The sequence below is a fragment of the Paenibacillus sp. J22P277 genome, from assembly GCF_059383675.1.
The window spans coordinates 166,259-188,032 of sequence record NZ_JBXENS010000009.1 but is presented as its reverse complement, the minus strand read 5'-3'; the positions used below and the strand labels follow the sequence as shown (position 1 = coordinate 188,032).

Annotated in this window: 17 protein-coding genes; 15 read left to right on the top strand and 2 right to left on the bottom strand. The window is 60.1% G+C overall.

The genetic code is table 11. From position 1 onward, the window contains the following. Positions 1 to 28: 28 nt before the first annotated feature. On the bottom strand, positions 29 to 394 hold the full coding sequence (locus AC50YL_RS30305) for a winged helix-turn-helix transcriptional regulator (protein ID WP_494836942.1): 366 nt from the start codon (positions 392 to 394) through the stop codon (positions 29 to 31). Positions 395 to 518: 124 nt separating this feature from the next. Between AC50YL_RS30305 and AC50YL_RS30300 the strand changes: the two genes are divergently transcribed. From AC50YL_RS30300 to AC50YL_RS30245, 12 genes are all read left to right on the top strand, one after another. Beyond that, positions 519 to 1,547 carry a zinc-binding alcohol dehydrogenase family protein gene (locus AC50YL_RS30300; protein WP_494836941.1) on the top strand — a complete coding sequence of 343 codons (1,029 nt, stop codon included), beginning with the start codon at positions 519 to 521 and terminating at the stop codon, positions 1,545 to 1,547. A gap of 374 nt (positions 1,548 to 1,921) precedes the next feature. Continuing rightward, positions 1,922 to 2,953: a sulfonate ABC transporter substrate-binding protein gene (locus tag AC50YL_RS30295; protein WP_494836939.1), complete on the top strand. Its 1,032-nt coding sequence runs from the start codon at positions 1,922 to 1,924 to the stop codon at positions 2,951 to 2,953. 27 nt (positions 2,954 to 2,980) lie between these two features. Beyond that, positions 2,981 to 4,126 (top strand): FMNH2-dependent alkanesulfonate monooxygenase, encoded by a 1,146-nt coding sequence (gene ssuD / locus AC50YL_RS30290; RefSeq protein WP_494836938.1) that lies wholly within the window; start codon positions 2,981 to 2,983, stop codon positions 4,124 to 4,126. 15 nt (positions 4,127 to 4,141) lie between these two features. Then, on the top strand, positions 4,142 to 4,939 hold the full coding sequence (locus tag AC50YL_RS30285; RefSeq protein ID WP_494836937.1) for an ABC transporter permease subunit: 798 nt from the start codon (positions 4,142 to 4,144) through the stop codon (positions 4,937 to 4,939). Continuing rightward, positions 4,900 to 5,745, top strand: coding sequence for an ATP-binding cassette domain-containing protein (locus tag AC50YL_RS30280; RefSeq protein ID WP_494836935.1), 846 nt, complete (start codon positions 4,900 to 4,902; stop codon positions 5,743 to 5,745). Before AC50YL_RS30285 ends, AC50YL_RS30280 begins: the two co-directional genes overlap by 40 nt. 446 nt (positions 5,746 to 6,191) lie before the next feature. Then, entirely contained in the window at positions 6,192 to 7,136 is a 945-nt protein-coding gene (locus tag AC50YL_RS30275) for an ABC transporter permease (protein ID WP_494837152.1), read from the top strand. 12 nt (positions 7,137 to 7,148) lie between these two features. Beyond that, entirely contained in the window at positions 7,149 to 8,018 is an 870-nt protein-coding gene (locus AC50YL_RS30270; protein ID WP_494836933.1) for a carbohydrate ABC transporter permease, read from the top strand. Positions 8,019 to 8,100: 82 nt separating this feature from the next. Beyond that, the gene (locus AC50YL_RS30265; RefSeq protein WP_494836932.1) at positions 8,101 to 9,690 is read left to right on the top strand and encodes an extracellular solute-binding protein; all 1,590 of its coding nucleotides are present in this window, start codon (positions 8,101 to 8,103) and stop codon (positions 9,688 to 9,690) included. A 67-nt stretch (positions 9,691 to 9,757) separates the two neighbouring features. Continuing rightward, a complete protein-coding gene (locus AC50YL_RS30260; protein WP_494836930.1) occupies positions 9,758 to 11,017 on the top strand; it encodes an FAD-dependent oxidoreductase in 1,260 nt (419 codons plus the stop codon). A 101-nt stretch (positions 11,018 to 11,118) separates the two neighbouring features. Continuing rightward, the gene (locus AC50YL_RS30255; RefSeq protein WP_494836928.1) at positions 11,119 to 12,756 is read left to right on the top strand and encodes a response regulator transcription factor; all 1,638 of its coding nucleotides are present in this window, start codon (positions 11,119 to 11,121) and stop codon (positions 12,754 to 12,756) included. A 16-nt stretch (positions 12,757 to 12,772) separates the two neighbouring features. After that, a complete protein-coding gene (locus AC50YL_RS30250) occupies positions 12,773 to 14,614 on the top strand; it encodes a cache domain-containing sensor histidine kinase (RefSeq protein WP_494836927.1) in 1,842 nt (613 codons plus the stop codon). A 232-nt stretch (positions 14,615 to 14,846) separates the two neighbouring features. After that, positions 14,847 to 15,272: an organic hydroperoxide resistance protein gene (locus tag AC50YL_RS30245; RefSeq protein WP_494836926.1), complete on the top strand. Its 426-nt coding sequence runs from the start codon at positions 14,847 to 14,849 to the stop codon at positions 15,270 to 15,272. A 175-nt stretch (positions 15,273 to 15,447) separates the two neighbouring features. On the opposite strand, the gene AC50YL_RS30240 is transcribed toward AC50YL_RS30245, so the two are convergent. Beyond that, complete coding sequence (locus AC50YL_RS30240; protein WP_494836925.1) at positions 15,448 to 16,323, bottom strand: LysR family transcriptional regulator; 876 nt, start codon at positions 16,321 to 16,323, stop codon at positions 15,448 to 15,450. Positions 16,324 to 16,455: 132 nt separating this feature from the next. Between AC50YL_RS30240 and AC50YL_RS30235 the strand changes: the two genes are divergently transcribed. The 3 genes from AC50YL_RS30235 to AC50YL_RS30225 all read left to right on the top strand — a co-directional run bounded on the left by AC50YL_RS30235 (position 16,456) and on the right by AC50YL_RS30225 (position 21,713). Beyond that, positions 16,456 to 17,667, top strand: coding sequence for an MFS transporter (locus tag AC50YL_RS30235; RefSeq protein WP_494836924.1), 1,212 nt, complete (start codon positions 16,456 to 16,458; stop codon positions 17,665 to 17,667). A gap of 213 nt (positions 17,668 to 17,880) precedes the next feature. Further along, positions 17,881 to 18,618, top strand: a complete 738-nt coding sequence (gene pyrH, locus AC50YL_RS30230) for a UMP kinase (RefSeq protein ID WP_494837151.1) — start codon at positions 17,881 to 17,883, stop codon at positions 18,616 to 18,618. Between the two features lie 311 nt (positions 18,619 to 18,929). Beyond that, a complete protein-coding gene (locus tag AC50YL_RS30225; RefSeq protein ID WP_494836923.1) occupies positions 18,930 to 21,713 on the top strand; it encodes a bifunctional diguanylate cyclase/phosphodiesterase in 2,784 nt (927 codons plus the stop codon). The last annotated feature ends 61 nt before the right edge of the window (positions 21,714 to 21,774 follow it).

Sequence of the window (21,774 nt, the reverse complement as noted above, 5' to 3'; positions counted from 1 at the left end):
GCAAAAAGGACCTCGGCCGAGGTCCCTTTTACCGGTTTGCCCGGTCCGCCGAGCAGTTCTGCCGATAGGTCTCGCCCCATTGTTTCATCGCTAGAATGATCGGCTTCAGCGTCATGCCGAACGGGGTTAGCGAATATTCCACTTTGGGCGGCACCTGCCGGTACACTTCACGGTGAACGATCCCGTCCTCCTCGAGCTCCCGGAGCTGCAGGGTGAGCATCCGCTGCGTGATGGCCGGGCAAATTTTGCGCAGCTCGTTGAAACGCTTGCGGCCATCGATGAGATGATAGAGCAAGACGCCCTTCCACTTTCCGCCGATGATTTCGAGCGTAAACTCCACGGGGCAGCCTTCCCCGCAGGCGTCTTCCCCGAATCGTCTTGTATGGGCATCCATGGGCCAATCCACCGCCTCAATAGTATAAAAATTGATACTATACAACTAAAATGTGCGTACTTACATAAACCGATTTTAACACATATAATCACGTCGTGGATTACCATTCGAAAGGACTGAGGATATGACGCAAATGAAAGGCATCGGACTCTACCGGTATTTGCCGATCGACGATCCCGAAAGCCTGCAAGACGTGATCGTGGAGAAGCCGGTCCCGCAAGGCCGCGACCTGCTCGTGAACGTGATGGCCGTTTCCGTGAACCCCGTGGACGCCAAGGTGCGCGCGCCCAAGGATCGGACGGAAGCGTCCCCGCGCGTACTCGGCTGGGATGCCGCGGGCGTAGTCGAGGCGGTAGGCGAGGACTGCACGTTGTTCAAACCGGGGGATGAAGTGTATTACGCGGGCAGCATCGCGCGCGCTGGGAGCAACAGCGAGTTCCAGCTGATCGACGAACGGATCGTCGGCCGGAAGCCGCGTAACCTCGACTTCGCGGAGGCCGCCGCGATTCCGTTGACGGCGATTACCGCATGGGAAGGCCTGTTCGACAGATTGGTTGTCTCCCAGGACCGGGAACGGAACGCGGGCAAGACGTTGCTGATCATCGGGGCGGCGGGCGGCGTCGGCTCGATCGCGACGCAGATCGCCAAGGATGCGGGACTGACCGTGATCGGCACGGCGTCCAGGCCGGAGTCGGCGCAGTGGGCGCGCGATCAAGGGGCCGACCACATCATCGATTATCGCCAGCCGTTCGCGGCGCAGCTGCAGCAGCTCGGGTTCGCGCACGTCGATTATATCTTCTGCTTGAATCTGACGGAGCAGCACTGGGCGAACATGGCCGAAGCGATCGCGCCACAAGGGAAGATCTGCTCGATCGTCGAGACGGACGAGCTGCTCGATCTTACCCTGCTGAAGAATAAGAGCGTCACGTTCGCGTGGGAATTGATGTTCACTCGCGCGTTGTACCAAACGCCGGACATGATCGAGCAGCACCGGCTGCTGAACCGGGTGGCGGACAAGCTGGAGTCCGGCGAGCTGCGGACGACGCTGACCGAACGCCTGGCGCCGATCAACGCGGCCAACCTGCGCCAGGCGCACGCGAAGGTGGAATCCGGCAGCACCATCGGCAAGATCGTCGTGGAGCGCTTCGAGTAACGCGGTCGCGGACGATAGTATGGAATCATGGGCGTCCGCCCATAGACATAGACGCCCCGACAGCTTGAAAAGCGAAAATCCCCCGGCGGGGTTTTCGCTTTTTTTGTCTGTTTCCTCCGTCCGTAAAGGCGGCGAATCGACGTCTCGGGCAGGATTTTGGAATGCGCGCGCAGGCTTGAACATGAGACGGGCCGCCCGTTTTCTTTAATTCATAGTTGACTTATCGGAATAATCTATATACTATAGAGAAATCAGAATCACGAAGCCTACCGGACAGCCGGAGGTTTCCGAGGCCGATACTCCTTGCCTGGAGATCGGACTTTCGGAGACCTCCGGTTTTTCGTATGCCATTCAAACCTAAAGGGGTTTTGTACATGACAAAAACGACGCAATCCTTAAGGTCATTTCCGCTCATGGTCATCTCGCTGCTCAGCCTGGTCCTACTCCTGTCCGCTTGCGGCGCGAACAGCGCCGGCGAGTCCGCGAACGCCGTTAACGATAACGCGGCCGCGCCAAACGCCTCCGCTTCGAACGAGCCGGCAAAAGGCGCCAAAGAAGTCCGCATCGGTTTCCAAAAGTACGGCACGGTCAATATTCTCAAAGCCAAAGGGACCCTGGAGAAGCGATTGGAAACCGAGGGCTACAAGGTGACCTGGACCGAGTTTCCGGGCGGGCCGCAGCTGCTCGAGGCGCTTAACGTCGGCAGCATCGACATCGGGCATACCGGCGAAGCGCCGCCGATCTTCGCTCAGGCCGCGGGCGCTCCGCTGGTCTACCTGTCCCACGAGCCCGTAAGCCCGGAAAGCGAGGGCATCCTCGTGCCGAAGGATTCCAAGATCGCCTCGCTGGCCGACCTGAAAGGGAAGAAGATCGCGCTGAACAAAGGCTCGAACGTTCACTATCTGCTCGTCAAGGCGCTGGAAAAGGCCGGCGTGGATTACAAGGACGTGACGCCCGTCTTCTTGAAGCCCGGCGATGCGAGGGTCGCCTTCGAGAACGGCAGCGTCGACGCTTGGGTGATTTGGGATCCGTTTCTGGCGGCAGCGCAAACCGCGACCGGCGCGAAGCTGCTCGCGGACGGCCAAGGCCTCGTGTCGAACATTGAATTCTACCTCGCGTCGCGCTCGTATGCCGAAGCCAATCAACCGGTCATCGATGCGTTCCTCGACGAGCTGGGGAAAGTGGACGAATGGTCCAAAGCCAATCAGAAAGAAGTGGCAGCCCTTCTGTCGCCGCAGCTCGGCATCGATATCCCGTCGCTTGAGATAGCATCGGCGCGAAGAGATTACGGCGTGCTGCCGATCGATGACGCCATTATCGAGGCGCAGCAGCAAATCGCCGACGCGTTTCTGAACCTGCAGCTCATCCCGGCGAAAATCAATGTCGAGGACGCGAGGCTGAAGTAAGCCAAACTATAAGCAGAGGTGATGGAAATGGAAGTATTCTGGTTTATTCCGACACACGGCGACGGACGTTATCTGGGGTCGTCCGAGGGCGCGCGCGCCGTCGACGCCGCGTATATGAGACAAATCGCGCAGGCGGTAGACCGCTTAGGCTATAGCGGCGTGCTGCTGCCGACCGGGAGCTCGTGCGAGGATGCGTGGGTAGCGGCATCCTCGCTCATCCCGGTAACGGAGAAGCTCAAGTTCCTCGTCGCGCTCCGGCCGGGCCTCATGTCGCCGACGTTATCCGCCAGAATGGCCGCCACGTTCGACCGCATCTCGGGCGGAAGGCTGCTCGTCAACGTCGTGACCGGAGGAGATCCGGTAGAGTTGGCATCGGACGGGTTGTTCCTGGGACATGACGAGCGTTACGAGCTGACCTCGGAATTTTTGGATATCTGGCGCAGGGAGTTGGCGGGCGAGACCGTCGATTTCGATGGGAAGCACATGAAAGTGGAAGGCGGCAAAGTGCTGTATCCTCCGGTGCAGAAGCCGTACCCGCCCCTTTATTTCGGCGGCTCTTCGCCGGCGGCGCAGGAAGTGGCGGCCGACCATATCGACGTGTATCTGACTTGGGGAGAACCTCCCCAAGAGGTCGCGGAGAAGCTGGACCGCGTTCGCCGTTTGGCGGCCGAGCGGGGAAGAACGGTACGATTCGGCATCCGTCTGCACGTCATCGTCCGCGAGACGTCCGAAGAAGCGTGGCGCGAAGCGGATCGCCTGATCAGCAAGGTGGACGATACGGCGATCGCCGCGGCCAAAAAGGTGTTCGCCCGGTACGATTCCGTGGGCCAGCAGCGGATGACCGATCTCCACGGCGGAGACCGGAGCCAGCTGGAGATTTATCCGAATCTGTGGGCCGGCGTCGGCCTTGTCCGCGGCGGGGCGGGAACGGCGCTGGTTGGCAATCCTGCCGAGGTGGCCGCGTTGATGCAGGAATACGCGAACCTTGGTATCGAGACGTTTATTTTATCGGGTTATCCGCATCTGGAGGAAGCCTACCAATTTGCCGAGCTCGTGTTCCCGCTGCTCCCCATTCGGCAAACGCTGCAGGCCGACGGGCCGACCTCGACCAGTCCGTTCGGAGAGCTGATCGCCAATTCGATTAAACCGTCCGAACGCGCGCCGGTCAGCTAAGGGAGGGCGATGGCCATGAAGCATTCCGCATCCGGCAAGTGGAAGAAACGATTGCAATCCGCGGGACTCGAGTGGGCGATTCCGATTCTGGTGATCGCGCTCTGGCAATGGTTCGGCAGCTTGGGATGGATATCCGCGCGCATTTTGCCGACGCCGGCATCCGTTATCGAGGCAGGCGCGAAGCTCGTGAAGGACGGCAGCTTGTTCGTCTATATCGGGGACAGCACGCGGCGGGCGCTCATCGGCTTCGCGATCGGCGGCGGCATCGGGTTCGTCCTGGCGATCGTGAACGGCCTGCTGCCGTTGTCGGAGAAACTGACGGACTCCAGCATTCAAATGATCCGCACGATCCCGCATCTGTCGCTCATCCCGCTCATTATCGCGTGGTTCGGCATCGGCGAGCAGGGCAAAATTTTTCTGGTCGCGCTCGGCGTCGCGTTCCCGATTTACTTGAATACGCTGCACGGCATCCGGTCCGTCGACCGCGGCTTGATCGAGATGGGGCGAACCTACGGCCTGCGCGGCTTCGCGCTCTTTCGGACGATCGTCTTCCCGGGGGCGCTGCCTTCCATTCTGGTCGGCCTGCGGTTCGCGCTCGGGATCATGTGGATCACGTTGATCGTATCCGAGACCATATCCTCGGACAGCGGCATCGGCTATATGGCGATGAACGCCAGGGAGTTTTTCCAGATGGACGTCGTCGTGCTCAGCATTATCATTTACGCCTTGCTCGGTAAATTGTCGGATTGGGTCGCAAAGCTGATGGAAAGGAGATGGCTTCAGTGGCATCCACACTTCGGTCCGCCCAAGTAACCGCTCCGCACGAAGGGAAGAAGAGCCGCCCGGCATCGCCGCCGGAGGCGGCTGCCCGCGGTCTGCAGGTCGACGTCCAGGGCGCCGTCGTTGAATTCGGCGCGCTGGCGGTTCTTCGGGAGCTCTCGCTTTCCATTCCGTCCGGCCAATTTCTGGCGGTGGTAGGGCGAAGCGGCTGCGGAAAAAGCACGCTGCTGCGGCTTCTCGCAGGTCTCGAAGCGGCATCGCATGGTACGGTCTCCTTCGGCGCAGCCGGCGGTTCGCCGGGCTTGCGGACGGATGTGCGGGTGATGTTCCAGGATGCGCGGCTGCTGCCATGGAAATCGGTCCTCGACAACGTTCGGATCGGCGTACCCGGCGGGGACCGGGCCCAAGCGCTCGATGCGCTCGAGCTGGTAGGGCTGGCCGATCGCGCGAAGGAATGGCCGGCCGTGCTGTCCGGCGGCCAACGCCAGCGGGTCTCGCTCGCGCGGGCGCTCGCCGGCGATCCGAGACTGCTGCTGCTCGACGAGCCGCTCGGCGCGCTCGACGCGCTCACCCGCATCGAGATGCAGCAGCTGATCGAGCGGCTGTGGCGGGAGCGGCGCTTCACGGCGGTGCTCGTCACGCATGACGTCGGCGAAGCCGTCGCCCTCGCCGACCGGGTCGTGCTCGTGGAGAACGGCTCGATCGCGCAGGATGTCGCGGTCTCTCTGGCAAGGCCGCGCGAGAAAGACAACGGCTTCGCCCATTACGAGAGCACCATTCTGAACCGCGTGCTGGCTCGTCGTCCGCCTGCCGAAGACCGAAACGGGTTCTCGATCTAATCGGGCCGAGGTTGTACTGCGCGAGCTGCGCCATCTTCGTCCAAATCATGCAAAAAATTATCGATAAAACGGTCTTGGTCCCGAATCCCGTCGGGCCGAGGCCGTTTTTTTGTCGTTTTCGGATGCCTGAACGAAGACGTCTAATGGCTAATCATGCTTTCCCGAAGCGGGATGTTCCAGGGCAATCTTAGAACAGTCCGTCATTGTTTGGAATTATGCAAAAATGGAATCCCGCTTTTCTAGAGAAAAAGGCTGTCTCCGATCGCTTCCTTTAATACGCGCAAATAAGGGGCCTCCTAAACGGGGCTTCCTTTTTTGTCGCACCGGAAACTCTATACAAAACAACCAGAAATCAAAGGATTGCCTGCTACAGCGTCCGCGGCTCGTTCACTAGAATGAAGATAACAACAGACGCAAAGAAGGTGAACGACTTGAGCAAGGCCGAAATGACGATCCAAGCGAGACCCGCGGCTGCCGCGAAGGCGGGCGGGCGGCGATGGAAGCTGATCCGCGGCAATCTCGACATGTACGCGCTGCTGCTGCCTGGGCTTGTTTTTCTTCTCTTGTTCAAATACACGCCGATGTACGGCATTTTGATCGCGTTCCAGGACTTTAATATTTTCGCCGGAATCAAGGGCAGCGAATGGGTCGGGCTGGAGCAGTTCCAAAAGCTGATCCATTCGGACGAGTTCCTGCAGGTCCTCTTCAACACGCTGCTGATCAGCCTGTACAAGATCGTCATCCTGTTTCCGATCCCGATCGTGCTCGCGCTGTTCCTGAACGAAGTGCGGCGCATGTTCTTCAAGCGGACGATCCAGACGATCATTTATTTGCCCCATTTCCTGTCGTGGGTCATCATCTCGGGCTTGTTCATCAACATCCTCTCGCCGTCCGGCGGGCTGGTGAACGAAGTCATCCGCTCGCTGGGCGGACAGCCGGTCTCGTTCCTGACGGAGAACGATTGGTTCCGCAGCGTGGTCGTGTTCACGGCGGGCTGGAAGGAAATCGGCTGGAACGCCATCGTCTTCATCGCCGCGATCGCGGGCATCGACCAGGAGCAGTATGAAGCAGCCTCCATCGACGGCGCGGGCCGGATCCGGCAGATGATCTCCATCTCGCTGCCGGGCATGCTGCCGACGATCATGCTCATGTTCATCCTGCGGATCGGCAGCCTCCTGGAAGCGGGCACGGAACAGATCCTGACGATGTACAATCCGCTCGTCTACGACAGCGGCGACGTCATCGGCACGTTCGTGTACCGCATGGGGCTCGGCCAGCAGGATTACAGTTTCAGCACGGCCGTCGGCCTGTTCAATTCCGCGGTGGGCTTCCTGCTCATCGTCATCGGCAACATGCTCAGCCGAAAATTTCTGCAGCGCAGCATTTGGTAGGAGGGGATCGGGATGCGCGGAAAAAAAATCGGCGATTACGCGCTGGATAGCGTGATTTATATCTGTTTGACGCTCATGGGACTGGCAACCCTGCTGCCCTTCGCGAACGTGCTGTCCAAGTCGATCAGCAAGGAATGGGCGATCGTGGCGGGCAAGGTGGGGATTATCCCGGTCGGGTTTCAGCTCGATACGATGCGTTTTGTCGTGACGTCCAGCCAGTTCCTGCACGCCTTGTTCATCTCGGCGCTCGTCGCCGTGATCGGGACGCTGGCGTCCTTGCTGGTGACGGCGATGACGGCGTACCCGCTCTCGAAGCGGGAGCTGCCCGGCACCGGCGCGCTGATCGTGCTCTTCATCTTCACGATGATGTTCAACGGCGGCATCATTCCGAATTACCTGCTCATCCGCCAGCTGGACCTGATCAACAATCTGGGCTCGCTCATCCTGCCCGCCTTGGTCAGCGTATTCAATATGCTCGTCATTAAGAGCTACTTCGAGAGTTTGCCGCCAAGCCTGGAGGAGTCCGCCAAGCTGGAGGGCGCGCGGAATTACACGATTCTGTTCCGTATCATCCTGCCGCTCAGCGGTCCCGTGCTCGCGACGATCGGGCTGTTCTACGCCGTCTATTACTGGAACGACTACTTCAACCCGATGCTCTATATCAACAGCTCGTCCTTGAAGCCGCTGCAGCTGTACTTGCAGGACATCGTCATGAACGCCGACACGTCCTCGGCTTTGAGCGCCGACGATCGGATGAACGTTCCGGCGGAAGGGGTCCGGTCGGCGACGGTCATCGCCTCGACGATCCCGATCTTGCTCGTCTATCCGTTCTTGCAGAAATATTTCATCAAAGGCGTGTTGATCGGCTCCGTCAAAGGCTGACCTGCTATCCGTTTCGCATTAACGCTTTCGGGGGTGCCCGGGAGATTAATGATATATACTTATATTTCGGGAGGGTCATGCAATGAAGAACTATGTTAAATTATTCTTGGTTACCGCAATGGCAGTCATGCTCGTGGCGTTGACGGCCTGCTCGTCGAACAACGGCGGCGGCAACAACAATGCCGCGAATGCAACGAATACGGCGGACACCGGGGATACGGCGAACGCAGGGGGCGAAGCAAATGCGGGGGACGCGGCGAACGCGCCGTCCGACGAGCCCAAGCCTGAGCTGAAACGGCTGGGCATTTGGCAGAACGAGGATTACAACACGTACCCGGTCGCCAAAATGCTGGAAGAGAAAACGGGCTACAAGGTGAAATACGACATGCTTCCGCAAGACAAATACGCGGAGAAACAGAACCTGATCATGTCCTCCGGCGAACCGTACGATCTCGTGACCACATACAGCGACATGGCGATCTACTCGGATTACGCGCAGAAGGGCGCGCTGGTCGACCTGCTGCCGCTGATCGACAAGTACGGTCCGAACATCAAGACGGCGATCTCGCAGCAATCCATCGATGCGCTTAAGGTCGACGGCAAGCTGTACGCGATCCCGACTGCGGTTACGTATGAAGTCAACAACAGCATCCTGATCCGCACGGACTGGCTGGATAAGCTGGGCCTGCAGATGCCGACCACGACCGAGGAACTGACCGCCGTATTGAAAGCGTTTAAGGACAAGGATCCGGGCGGCAACGGCGACCAGAACGTACCGCTCACGATTCGCGGCGACCTGCCGATGCTCGACAATATCGTAGGCGCATTCGGCATGGCGAATACGTGGAACGACGTAGACGGCCGATTGGTACCGCGCGTGCTGGATCCGGCGTACAAGGATTACATCACCTACATGTCCGACCTGTATAAGCAAGGCCTGCTCGACAAAGAGTTCGTCGTGAACAAAGACGCGACGGCCAAAGAGAAATTCTCGAGCGGCAAAGCCGGCGCGATCATCGTGCACTGGGCGGATATCCCGACGATCTCCGACGCGATCACGAAGAGCGTGCCTGAGGCGAAATTCGCGTTCGTTCCGGCGCTCAAGGGACCTTCGGGCAAAGCGGGCTTCGCGGCCAACGCGGGCTTCGACCGCCTGACGTTCATTCCGAAAGCTTCCAAGCATCCGGAGGACGCCATCAAGTGGATCAACGCCAGCCTGGATCCCGAGACGTTCAAGGATCTAGCCATCGGCGAAGAAGGCAAGCATTACACGGAAGAGAACGGTGCTTACATGCCGATCCTGCCGATCTTCAACGACGAGCGCAACCTGGCGAACAACTACATGGCGGGTACGGACGAGGCCAATTATCCGATCTACTGGCAGGCTCGCGTGCATAAGAGCCCGGTCATGTTCGAAGCGTTCGACTTTCTGAACAACAAGCAGCCGGCCGAAGTGAAGATCCAGAACAAGCTCGGTCTGGCGCCGTACATGCCGGAATACGCGAAGAACAATCAGCAGCTGGAAACCATGGTCGGCGATTACACGATCAAGCTGATCGCGGGCGCGGAATCGCTGTCCGGACTGGAAGCGTTCCAAGCGAAGTACAAGGCGGCGGGCGAAGAAGCAAGCGCGAAGGAAATCAACGCCTGGTACGCGACGACGACCAAATAAACGCAAAAGCGGCGGCGGCTCGTTTCACGGGAGCTTGCCGCTTCCTTTACTTGAGAGGAGACCTACCATGCAAAGCAAGCAATATTCGTTTAACCGGAAAGTCGAAACGCATGCGCATGCGGACGTCATCGTGATCGGAGGCGGACCGGCGGGCACGGCGGCGGCGATCGCCGCGGCAAGAAGCGGGAAGCAGGTGGTATTGCTCGAGAAATCCGCGCAGCTGGGCGGCATGGGCACGCTCGCGAACGTCAGCATCTTCATGCCGGTCGGCAACGTGACGGGGATCTACCGCGAGATCATCGCGGAGATGCTGGCGGAGTACCTGCCGGCCGACCACGACCAGTCCATCGCGCCGCAATATTCGCCGTTCTTGTTCCGCCAGTATTTCAACGAGAAGATGAGGAAGGAAAACGTGCAGGTGTTCTTCCACAGCGAATTCGTCGGCGCGGTGCGGGAGGATCGCCGGATCAAAGCGGTCATCGTCTCGACGCGCGAGGGTCTGCGGGCGTTCGAGGGCGACGCGTTCATCGACTGCACCGGCGATGCCCGGGTGGCGATCGACGCGGGCGTCCCGTATCATGCCGGCCGGGAAGAGGACGGCTTGACCCAGCCGATGACGCTCATGTTCACGATGCAGGACACCGGCAAGCCGGTCGTTCCGATCCTGCCGGAGGGCTGCTACGAATACAACGACGTCGCGGATCTGCCGCAGGGCCGGAGATTGTATTGGGAGCAAAACGGCGACGGCACGCTGCTCGTCAACATGTCGCGCGTCAAGGCGAACGGCGCGAAGATCGAGGACGTCAACTACGCGGAGACGGAGGCGCTCCGGCAGGTGTTCTCCATTGCCAATTACTTGCAGCGCACCGGGTTCGAGACCTATGCGATCGCGCATATCGCCCCGCAGACCGGCGTCCGGGAGTCCAATCAGATCGAGGGCCTGTATACGCTGACGGAGCAGGACGTAGTCAGCGGGCGTCGGTTCGCGGACGTCGTTGCCCAGACCAACTACGAGATCGACATCCACAGTCCCGACGCGAAGAAAACGACGGACGAGCGCAAGGTCGACGGCTACGATATTCCGTACCGCTGCATGGTGCCGGCGGCGTTCGACAACCTGCTCGTGGCCGGCAGGTCGATCTCCGCGACGCATGTCGCGATGTCGTCGATGCGCGTGCAGGCGACCTGCTACGCGCTCGGCCAGGCGGCGGGCGCGGCCGCGGCGATCGCGCTGGACGACGGCAGCGCCGCGAAGGACGTCTCCATGCCGAAGCTGCACGCGATCTTGGAGCGCCAAGGCGTCCGGTTCCGCGTCGTAACGGGCTGATCGGTCCGGCCGCGGCGGCGTCCCTCGAGGGATGCCGCCGCTTTGGCGTATCGCCGCGCGAAGCGAGGAGTCCGATACTATAAGGGAAGGAGGACGGCGCAGTGTACAAATTGCTGATCGTGGACGACGAGCCGACGGTGCGCGCGGGGCTGCGCGCGTATTTCAACTGGCCGTCGTTCGGCATCGAGGTGATGGACGAGGCGGACGACGGGGACGTGGCGCTCGCGATCATCGAGCGGGAGCGGCCCGATCTGATTCTGACGGACGTTCGTATGCCGAACGTGGACGGCATTACGTTATCGCGGCAGATTAACGCCCGCTATCCCGAAGTGAAAATCATTTTCGTCAGCGGGCACGACGACGCGGACTATTTGAAGTCGGCGCTGAAGGTCAGCGCGGTCGACTATATCTTCAAGCCGGTCAACCTGGAGGAGTTGAGCGCGGTCATCAAGCGCGTCGTGGCCGATCTCGACGCGGAGCGGGCGGAGCAGCGGCTGAAGGAAGAGGTGGCCGTCAAGCTGAAGGAAGGCATGCCCCTGCTGCGGGAGAAATTCCTGCTGTCGCTGGTCGAGCGCGGCGCGCCGAGGCAGTATCTACGCGAGCGGCTGGATTTCCTCGGCTTGACCCTGCCCGTCGATGCTTCGTACTGGGTCATGGTCATCTCCGTCGACGATATGGCGGACGTGACGGCCAGCCGGACCGAGCCGGACCGTCAGCTGCTCTGGTACTCCGTGCTCAACATCGGTCAGGAGCTGATCGACCGCCATCTGGGCGGATTCGCGTTCGAACGGCGCACCGGGGAGTTCGTCGGCATCCTGCGGGCCGACCCGCAAGGCGATGCCGCGCCGGACGCCGTCGAAGCGCTGTTCGCGCTCGCGGGCGACATGCGCGAGAACCTGGAACGCTGGCTCAAGATCGGCGTCACGATCGGCATCAGCGAGCGGGTCGCCGCGCTGTCCGACCTGGCCCTCGCCTACAAGCAGGCGCGCGAGGCGGCCGACCACAAGTGGTTTCTCGGCAAGAACCGGATCATCACCATGGACAGCCTGCGCAGCCCCGAGACGGATGCCGGCGACTACGGACGGACCGGCCCCGTGGACAACGAGGAACTCGTCTCGGCGCTCAAAGCGGCGGATTCGGACAAGCTGCGGGAGGTGCTCGACCGGATCTTCGCGGACTTGAACCGCAAGCGGCGCGACGGCTTGAAGCATGGCCGCAACGCGTGCCTGCAGATCGTCCTGACGGTCGACCAGCTGCTGCTCGAGCTGAACACGCAGTCAAGCGAGCCGGAATCCGCGGAAGCGAGCTTGTGGGAAGCGCTGTTCGAGCAGGAGACGCTCGGCGAGATGCGGCAGCTGATCGAATTGCATCTGCTCGACGCCTGCGAACGCATCCGCGAGAAACGGACGGGCAAGACGGCCAACCTGGTCGAACGGGTACGCGCCATCATCGATCGGAATTACGCCAATGGCGGCCTGACCGTGGCCGAGATCGGCAAGGAGGTCTATCTGACGCCGACCTACGTCAGCCTGCTGTTCAAGCAGGAGACCGGGCAGACGGTAAACGAGTATTTGACCCAAATCCGGGTGGAGAAGGCGAAGGAGCTGCTGCGCGATCCGCAGTACAAGTTCTACGACATCTGCTATGCGATCGGGTACACCGATCCGAGCTACTTCACCAAGCTGTTCAAGAAAGCGACGGGCGTCACGCCTAGCGTTTACCGGGAAAACTATGCGTAGCGGGCAGGCCGACGTCATGAGCCGGCTGGCCTCGGGAGCCGGAGCAAGCCTGCGCTTTCTTCGCCGGTTTACGATTCCGCGCCAATGGCTGATCGCTTATCTGCTGCTCATTGTGCTGCCTGCGGGGATTTTCCTGTACGGGTACTACGAGCGCTCGGCGAAGATTTTGAAGGACGAGGTCACCCGGACGATGCAGCAGACGCTGAAGCAGGCGGGGAGCAACCTGTCTTACCGGCTGGAGCATCTAAAGGACATCAGCAACGCGGCGTTCATGAATTCGAACCTGCATTCGTACCTGTCCGTCGGCGCCGACGATCAGTCGATCGCGATTCAATTGGAGGTCATCAAGGATTTACGTTACCTGGTGGATACCGTTCAGTTGAATTCCGATGTCTTCCACGTGCGGATCTTCGTCGACCAATCCAAGCTGTATGCGGGCGAGCTCATCAATTTCTTCTCGCTGGACAGCCTGAAGGACAATCCCTTGTACGACGCGATTATCGCGGCTAACGGCGGCATCGTCTGGACGGGCGGTTACAATGAAACTTTTCTGGATACGGGGGACCAGCGGATTTTCTCCATGGCTCGCATGCTGCGCGATCCCAACCATTACGATAAAATCTCGGGCGTGCTGATGATCGACGTGAAGGAGAGCATGCTGGGGGATATTTTATCGGATCTGCAATTCTCCCCGGGCACGCAGGTGTATCTTGTCGATCCGAACGGTACGATCATCTACCATCCCGACCGGGCGCGGATCGGCGCCGGCATCGACCCTGCCGTCCTGACGGTGCTCCAGCAGGGCAGCGAGGGAAGCGGGTCGCTGAAGCTGAACGGCGAGATCAATGACGTGATGTTCACGACGCTGAGCCCGACCGGCTGGAAGCTGGTGGCGCAGGGAACCGAGTCCCAGCTGTCGCGCCGCGCCGTGCAGCTGACGGAGAAATCGGAATGGACCTCGCTGCTGGAGTACATCGCGCTCTTCCTGCTCCTGCCCTTCGTGCTGCTGGCCATCATCGTGCGCGGCATGAACCGCCGGGTCAAGCAGGTCATAACCGTCATCCGCAAGGAGGGAACGGAGAGCAGCCTCAGCGAGCTGCCGCCCGTCAACGGGGATTTCCACCTGCTGGAGCGGAGCGTCGACCACCTGATTCTCCGGGTGCGGACGCTGGTCGAGGAGAAGTACAAGGCCCAGCTTCACGAGCGCGAGGCGCAGCTGCAGGCGCTGCAGGCGCAGATCAATCCGCATTTTCTGTACAACACGCTCGACACGATCAATTGGATCGCGATCGGCAAGGGGGCGTCGGACATCAGCCAGATGATCGACAGCTTGGCGAAATACTTCCGTCTCAGCTTGAACAAAGGCAAGACGATCGTCAGCGTGGAAGACGAGCTGCGCCTGGCGCAGGTGTACTTGGAGATTCAGCAGAGCCGCTTTCCGAATACGTTCGTCTTCGAGCTGGATTGCGAGCCGGGCGTCGAGGCGTACGCGATGCCGAAGCTGATCCTGCAGCCGATCGTCGAGAACGCGCTGCTGCACGGCATCCGCAAGGCGAAAGGAAAACCCGGCGTCATCGGCATCTCCGCCCGGGAGGAGCAGGGGGATCTGCTCTTCGCCGTGTCCGATAACGGCATCGGCATGGACGAGGCGCTTGTGCGCCAGCTGCTGACGGAGGCGCCGAGCGAGGCCCGGGACGACGGCACCGGCAACGGGAGCTCGTACGGGCTGTACAACGTCAACGAGCGGATCAAGCTGTACGCCGGCGATCACTACGGGCTTAACGTCGTGTCGGAGCTCGGCGCGGGCACGACCGTGCTCGTCCGGCTGAAGGCCGAACGCGCGGGGGCGCGGGAATAGGGCGCGATACGCGCGAGAGCAGCCGCTCCGGTCCACGGAGCGGCTTTTCTATGCGCAGCAACGGCGGTCCGTCGGCCCCGGTACAGGAGGCGCTGCGTCAACCGAAAAAGTTTTTGGTTAAAAAGGGTTGCGCGCCAAGATTTTCTGTGCTAAATTAAGTTATATAAAATTGATTTGTGCACAAATAAAAATGAGAACACCAAAAACGGATAAACCAAAAGGAGAGATCGACATGGAAACATTGTATACGGCAATCGCAACGGCTGAGGGTGGAAGAAACGGACGGGTGGCGTCCTCGGACGGCGTCCTGGACTTGAACTTGACGATGCCCAAATCGATGGGGGGCAACGGCGCGGAAGGCACGAATCCGGAGCAGCTGTTCGCCGCCGGCTATGCCGCATGCTTCCACAGCGCGCTTCAACTGGTCGCGCGGACGCAGAAGGTGCAGCATGAAGGCACGGACGTCACGGCGCATATCAGCATCGGCAAAGGAGCCGACGGCGGCTTCCAGCTCGCGGCGCAGCTGCATGTGAACGTGGACGGCGTCGACCAACAGACGGCGGAAGAGCTGGTGAAGGCGGCGCACGGCGTCTGCCCGTATTCGAAAGCGACCCGCGGCAACATCGAAGTGAAACTGGTCGTAAACGGCCAGCAGTAATACCGGTTCTCCCGCACGAACAAGCGCCGGCCGACATCCCGCAGGGGATGACGGCCGGCGCTTTCGCGTAGCGCGGCGCTTTCGCGTAGCGCGGCGCTTTCGCGTAGCGCGGCGCTTTCGCGTAGCGCGGCGCTTTCGCGTAGCGCGGCGCTTTCGCGTAGCGCCAGGGCGCGAGCTATTCGAACTGGCTCATGATAAAGCCGCGGAACAAGTCCGCCGAAGGGGACAAGGCGCGCCCCTTCAGCCAGGCGAGCCCGATCTCGCGCCGGCATACCGGCTCCGTGACGCGGAGCTTCTTGATTTTGCTCGGCGTAATGCCTCTGAAGGACGGGATCAACGTGACGCCGATGCCGGAGGAGACCAGCACGGAGACGGTGGCCACGTCCTCGCCTTCGAAGACGACCTGCGGCGCGAAGCCGGCCTGCGCGCAGAACTGATCCGTTAGCGTGCGCATGCCGTAGCCCTTCTTGAAGCTGATGAACGGGTCCTGCGCCAGCTCCTCCAGCCGCACGGATTCCCGGTCGGCCAGCCGGTGGTTGGCGGGAACGTAGACGAACAGGTCCTCGTCGAGCAGCTTATGCCACTCCAGATGGTTCCGGTGATCGATCAACCCCACGATGCTGAGGTCCGCTTCGCTGTCCAGCAGCTGCCTGAAGATCGCGGCGGTCGTGTTCTGGAACAGCTGCAGCTTCACTTGCGGATAGAGGCGGTTGAACGCGCTGATGAAATCCGGCAGGAAGCTGAGCCCGAAGGTCATGACGAACGCGAGGGACACCGTCCCGGTATGGGGATCCTTCAGCTGCTGCAGCTCGTTCACGCCGTCCTGGATCTCCTGCAGCGCCTTCTCGACCCGTTTCAAGAACAGCGTGCCGAACCCGTTGAGCTTCACGGAACGGCCGACGCGGTCGAACAAGGAGACGCCGAGCGTCTCCTCCAGATGGGTGATGGACCGGCTGAGCGCGGGCTGCGAGATAGCCAGCTGCTCCGCCGCCCGGGTAAAATGCTCGGTCTTGGCGACGACGCGGAAATATTCCAGCTGCTGCCACTCCACGGTTCATGGCCTCCCTTCGGTGGAATCTGTAACGAAAAGGCATCATTCGTATACCAATAATAAATTGGACGTTATGAATTGTCTAGGCGTACACTAAGACTCAATCGAAACACGCCGAAGGAGTCTTGCATCATGCCGCACATCGCCAAAGGAAGCCAAGCTTACCGCCGTACGCTGCTCAGCATGCTGCTCGGCAGCATCGTGACGTTTGCCGTCCTCTATAGTCCGCAGACGCTGCTCGGGGAGTTCTCCGAACGGTTCCATGTCTCGCCGTCCACGGCCAGCATGGTCATCTCGTTCTCGACCATGAGCCTCGCGGTCTGCATGATGTTCATCTCCGCCTTCTCGAACGCCTGGGGCAGGAAAAACATCATGGTCGCGTCGTTGTTCGCGACCTCGGTCCTGGCGATCCTCTCGTCCTTCAGCGGCAGCTTCCACCTGCTGCTGGTCCTGCGCCTGCTGCTCGGCATCAGCTTGTCCGGCTTCCCGGCGATCGCGATGACGTACTTGAACGAGGAGATCGAGCCCGCCAGCATCGGCAAGGTCATGGGCGTCTACGTCGGGGGCACCGCGATCGGCGGTTTCGTCGGCCGGGTCATCGTCAGCCTGCTCACGGATCTGTTCGACTGGCATATCGGCCTGCTGATACTCGGCTTATGCAGCTTGGTCTGCAGCATCCTGTTCTGGGCGTACCTGCCGAAGTCGCGGCATTTCCGCCCGGCCGGCATCTCGCTTCGGCTGTGGATCGACGGGCTGAAGGGCGGACTCTCCAACAAACGGCTGCTGCCGCTCTACGCCACCGGCTTCCTGCTGCTCGGCGGCTACGTCACGCTGTTCAACTATATCGGCTACCTGCTCGCCAAGCCGCCGTACGGCCTGAGCCAATCGGTCATCGGCTGCCTGTTCGTCTTTCAATTGGTCGGTTCATGGAGCTCGTTCTTCTTCGGGAAACTGGCCGATCGGCATTCGCGAGCCGGGTTGATCGGCGCGGGCGTCGTCTTGTCGCTGACCGGAGCGGTCTTCACGCTCGCCGGCAGCCTGTCGATGACGATCGTCGGCCTTGTCCTGTTCGCGTTCGGGTTCTTCGCGGGTCATACCGTGGCGAGCGGATGGGTGGGCAAGATCGCGTCTCCGCCCTACAAGGCGTACGCGTCCTCGCTGTATCTGCTGTTCTATTACCTGGGCTCCAGCCTGCTCGGCACGGCAGGCGGATCGTTCCTGTCGGCTTACGAATGGCCCGGCGTCATCGGGCTGATCTGCGCGCTGCTCGTCATGACCGCCATCTTGGCGGCCGTGCTTGCCGGCCGGGGACTTCATGCCTACGGACGGCAGCATCAGCGCTGATCCGGGGCTGCGGCCTGGTACCAGATACCCGTTGCCAAACGGCCGCGCCAACGATACACTAAGGAACGGCACGGCATTCAAAAGGAGGCGAAACGATGAGGCGGATACGGAAACGCTCCGACAGGCAATCCCATGCGTCTTCATATTTTCGTCTTTCGAAACACTAAAGCATTCATTGCTTTAGTGTTTTTATTTTATTCGGAGGTGTTGAAGCTGACCAGGTACAGAAGGGTGCTCATCAAACTTAGCGGCGGCGCGGTCGCCGGCCGTTCGGAATTCGGGTTCGAGCCGGAGCGGCTGGAGCATATCGCGAGCGAAATCATGTCCGTCATCGAACTCGGCGTCGAGGTCTCGGTCGTGATCGGCGGCGGCAACATCTTCCGCGGCAACATGGCGGAGACGTGGGGCATCGAGCGGGCGGAAGCCGACAACATCGGCACGCTCGCCACGGTCATCAACAGCCTGATGCTTCGCGGCGTGCTGAAAGCGCGCACGGACAGGGAGATCCGCGTCATGACGGCCATTCCGGCCACGTCGGTCGCCGAGCCGTATATCCGGCTGCGGGCCATTCACCACCTGGAGAAGGGCTACATCGTCATCTTCGCCGGCGGCAACGGGCAGCCGTACGTGACGACCGATTATCCTTCGGTACAGCGGGCAATCGAAGTGAATTGCGATGCGCTCCTCGTCGCCAAGCAGGGCGTCGACGGCGTATTCAATGCCGACCCGAAGCGGGACGGCAGCGCGCGGAAGTTCAAAGCCATGCATTACAACGATGTCCTGCAGCGCGATTTGCTGGTCATGGACCAGTCGGCGTTCATCTTGGCCAGAGATTACAAGCTGCCGATGCACGTATTCAATTTCGACCAGCCGGGCTCGATGAGAGAGATTTGCGAGGGCATCGATCACGGCACGATCATAAGCGGCGATTCGGTCCTGGAACTGGACTAAGCCGGGATTTTTTCATCCATCGCGGGGGGCCATCGCGCTTCGCTGACCATCGCGCCGGGCACCCGATTTCGGGTGCTTTTTTCATTGGGTTCCGGCAGGCATAGGTCTCCAGACCCTCGGTTTTTCGACAAGCGGCTTCGAATGGCCGCGGCGATCCCGCATTCGTGCCGAATACCGTTCGCTTACGAGAGATCTTTGTCAAGATTTAATTTTTTTTGCGAGAGGAAATTCGCCTTTATTGTAGAACTTTGTATGTTATCGGTAATTTAGCTTGATCCGGGAGCGGGGGCTTGAAGGTGTATAAAGAGCAAATGAGATATTCGCGCCTAGCGCATCTGACCAAATTGATCAATACCAAGCTGGAATTGCGAGAAGTCCTGGAGCATGTGACTACCGCGATCTCCGAAGAAATCGTCCAATGTAATTCCGTTGGCATATATTTGCCGCAGGAGGATGGGACCTTCAGGGGATACGTCGGGAAGCCGCAGGTGATCAACGGATTGACGCTGGACATGCACGTCATCGACCTGGAAGCGGATCTGCTCGCGAAAGAAGTCATCGAAACCAAGAAGGCCGTGTACATCCCGGATACCTCGAAAGACTCCAGACCCGACCCCAGAGCCGTGGAAGGCTTCCAAATCAAGTCGCTGCTGGTGTTACCGATCTCGTTCGAACAGGAATTGTTCGGCGTGGTGTTTCTCTTCGATTATGGCATCCCGATGAACCTGACGGAGTCCGAAATCCAAACGGTCGAAGCCTACGTCAACATGGCGGCCGTCGCGATACAGAATGCACGAAACTTGACGCATAAAGAGAACCTCATCGCAGAGAAACAACTGCTGCTCGACGTGACAAGCGATTTGGCCATGTGCTCCACGATGCAGGAGAGCCTCGACAGCTGCTTCTTCTACCTCGGGAAGGTGCTGGACAATTTCAATATCGGCGTTCATTTGCTGGACCCCATTACGGAGAGCAAAATCAAGCCGGCCAAGCTGAGCAAGGACAGCGATTGGACGGAAGAAGACTGGATGCGCACGCACAGCAAGATCCGGATCGACGAGAGCAACGACGGGGTTTTTAAAGAGGTCATCCGCACGAAGAAGGCCGTCCTGATCCCGGACGTGTTCGCGGACGAGCGGCCGAATCATGACCTGTGCCGGACGTTCGGCATCCGGAGCATCTTCATGCTTCCGCTCGTGTCGATGGGCGAGGTGCTGGGCGTGATCTCGGTCGTTCAGCTGGTAGAGGGCAATCTGCACTACTCGATCGCCAAGATGGAGCTCGCGCAGTCGATCGTGGACGCCACGGCTTCGACGTTGTCGAACCTGCTCTATATGGAGAAGCAGGAGAACATCATCGAAGAGCGGACCTCGGAGATCACGGTCAAGAATCAGGAGCTGGAGCGCGTCGTGGCGGAGCTTCAGCAGCTCAGCAGGGAGAAGGAGCTGATCCTGAATTCGGCGGGCGAGGGCATCTTCGGATTGGATCTCGACCGCAATATCACGTTCTGCAATCCGGCCGCGGCTTCCATGCTGGGCTACGAATCGAAGAACGAATTGATCGGACTGCCGTCCAGCATTATCTTCCACGGCATGCACGGCAGAAGTGAAAGCGCGAGCTACGCGGCGGCTGCGGCCGAAGGGAACTGGGACAATTACGGGCAGGACGAGCGGTTCTACCGTCAAGACGGCTCCAGCTTTCCCGTCGAGTTCGTCATCTCTTCCATCCGGGAAGGCGACGAGATCGTCGGCGACGTCGTCACCTTCAAGGACATCACGCAGCGGAAGCAGATGGAGGCCGAGATCAAGTACCACGCTTATTTCGACAGCGTGACCGACCTGCCGAACCGCGTGCTGCTGAAGGACAGGCTCAACCAAGGACTCATGCAGGCGCAGATCAACGGCGAGAAGCTCGCCGTGCTTTACCTGGATCTCGACCGCTTCAAGTTCATCAACGATTCGCTCGGGCACAGCTTCGGCGATCTGCTGCTGCGCGACGTCGCGAAGCGGCTCAGCCAGTGCGTGCCGCTCGGCGCGACCGTATCGCGGCAGGGCGGAGACGAATTCACGATCTACCTGCCCAACATCAAGAACGAGACCGAGGTGCTGAAGGTCGTGCAGCTCGTGATCGATTCGCTCAGGGATCCGTTCCAGCTCATGGAGAACGAGATTTACATCAAGGCGAGCATCGGCATCAGCCTGTATCCCGATAACGGCGACACGACCGACACGCTCATCAAGAACGCGGACACCGCGATGTACAAGTCCAAGGAAATCTCGGGCAACAGCTACCATTTCTTCAGCGAGGGCATGGACACCCGCACCTTCGAGAGCGTGAAGCTCGAGAACGCGCTGTACCGGGCGCTGGAGTTGAACGAGCTCGAGCTCTACTATCAGCCTCAGATCAACCACAAGACGAATTCGCTGGTCGGCGTGGAGGCGCTGCTGCGCTGGAATCATCCGAAGCGCGGCATGATCGGGCCGGACCAGTTCATTCCGATCGCGGAGGAGACCGCGCTCATCGTGCCGATCGGCGAATGGGTGCTGAAGGAAGCGTGCAAGCAGCTCAAGGCTTGGCAGCGGCAGGGCTATCCGACGTTCAGCATGTCGGTCAACCTGTCGGCCCGCCAGTTCGAGCAGAACAATTTGTTCGCCATGGTCAAGAACGCGCTGGAGGAAGCCGACCTTTGTCCGGATTTCCTGCATCTGGAGCTGACGGAGAACTTGATCATCAAGAACAGGGACCTCACGTTCGAGACGATGAAAGAGCTGAAGGGACTGGGCATCCAGATCGCCATCGACGATTTCGGAACGGGCTACTCGTCGCTCGGGTATTTGAAGAGCCTGCCGATCGATACGCTCAAGATCGACAAGTCGTTCCTGCAGGACATCACGAAGGACGACGATAACGCCGCGATCATCAACACCATCATCACGCTCGCGCAGAATTTGAACCTGAGCGTCATCGCCGAGGGCGTCGAGACGCGGCAGCATGTCGATTTCCTGTCGGCCCGCGACTGCTTCCTGATGCAGGGCTATTACTTCAGCCGGCCCATGAAGGCGGGGGACCTGGAGACGAAGTTTTTGATCAAATAACGGTTTTCGAACAGCGGGCTTTAATAGCAGCTCGGATAGCTACGATTTTATATGCGGAGGG

Coding starts and splice junctions, on each gene's coding strand:
- AC50YL_RS30225 (WP_494836923.1), top strand. CDS start 18,930: ATGAGATATTCGCGCCTAGCGCATCTGACCAAATTGATCAATACCAAG.
- AC50YL_RS30280 (WP_494836935.1), top strand. CDS start 4,900: ATGGCTTCAGTGGCATCCACACTTCGGTCCGCCCAAGTAACCGCTCCG.
- AC50YL_RS30245 (WP_494836926.1), top strand. CDS start 14,847: ATGGAAACATTGTATACGGCAATCGCAACGGCTGAGGGTGGAAGAAAC.
- AC50YL_RS30260 (WP_494836930.1), top strand. CDS start 9,758: ATGCAAAGCAAGCAATATTCGTTTAACCGGAAAGTCGAAACGCATGCG.
- AC50YL_RS30270 (WP_494836933.1), top strand. CDS start 7,149: ATGCGCGGAAAAAAAATCGGCGATTACGCGCTGGATAGCGTGATTTAT.
- AC50YL_RS30275 (WP_494837152.1), top strand. CDS start 6,192: ATGACGATCCAAGCGAGACCCGCGGCTGCCGCGAAGGCGGGCGGGCGG.
- AC50YL_RS30300 (WP_494836941.1), top strand. CDS start 519: ATGACGCAAATGAAAGGCATCGGACTCTACCGGTATTTGCCGATCGAC.
- AC50YL_RS30285 (WP_494836937.1), top strand. CDS start 4,142: ATGAAGCATTCCGCATCCGGCAAGTGGAAGAAACGATTGCAATCCGCG.
- ssuD (WP_494836938.1), top strand. CDS start 2,981: ATGGAAGTATTCTGGTTTATTCCGACACACGGCGACGGACGTTATCTG.
- AC50YL_RS30235 (WP_494836924.1), top strand. CDS start 16,456: ATGCCGCACATCGCCAAAGGAAGCCAAGCTTACCGCCGTACGCTGCTC.
- AC50YL_RS30295 (WP_494836939.1), top strand. CDS start 1,922: ATGACAAAAACGACGCAATCCTTAAGGTCATTTCCGCTCATGGTCATC.
- AC50YL_RS30305 (WP_494836942.1), bottom strand. CDS start 394: ATGGATGCCCATACAAGACGATTCGGGGAAGACGCCTGCGGGGAAGGC.
- AC50YL_RS30250 (WP_494836927.1), top strand. CDS start 12,773: ATGAGCCGGCTGGCCTCGGGAGCCGGAGCAAGCCTGCGCTTTCTTCGC.
- AC50YL_RS30265 (WP_494836932.1), top strand. CDS start 8,101: ATGAAGAACTATGTTAAATTATTCTTGGTTACCGCAATGGCAGTCATG.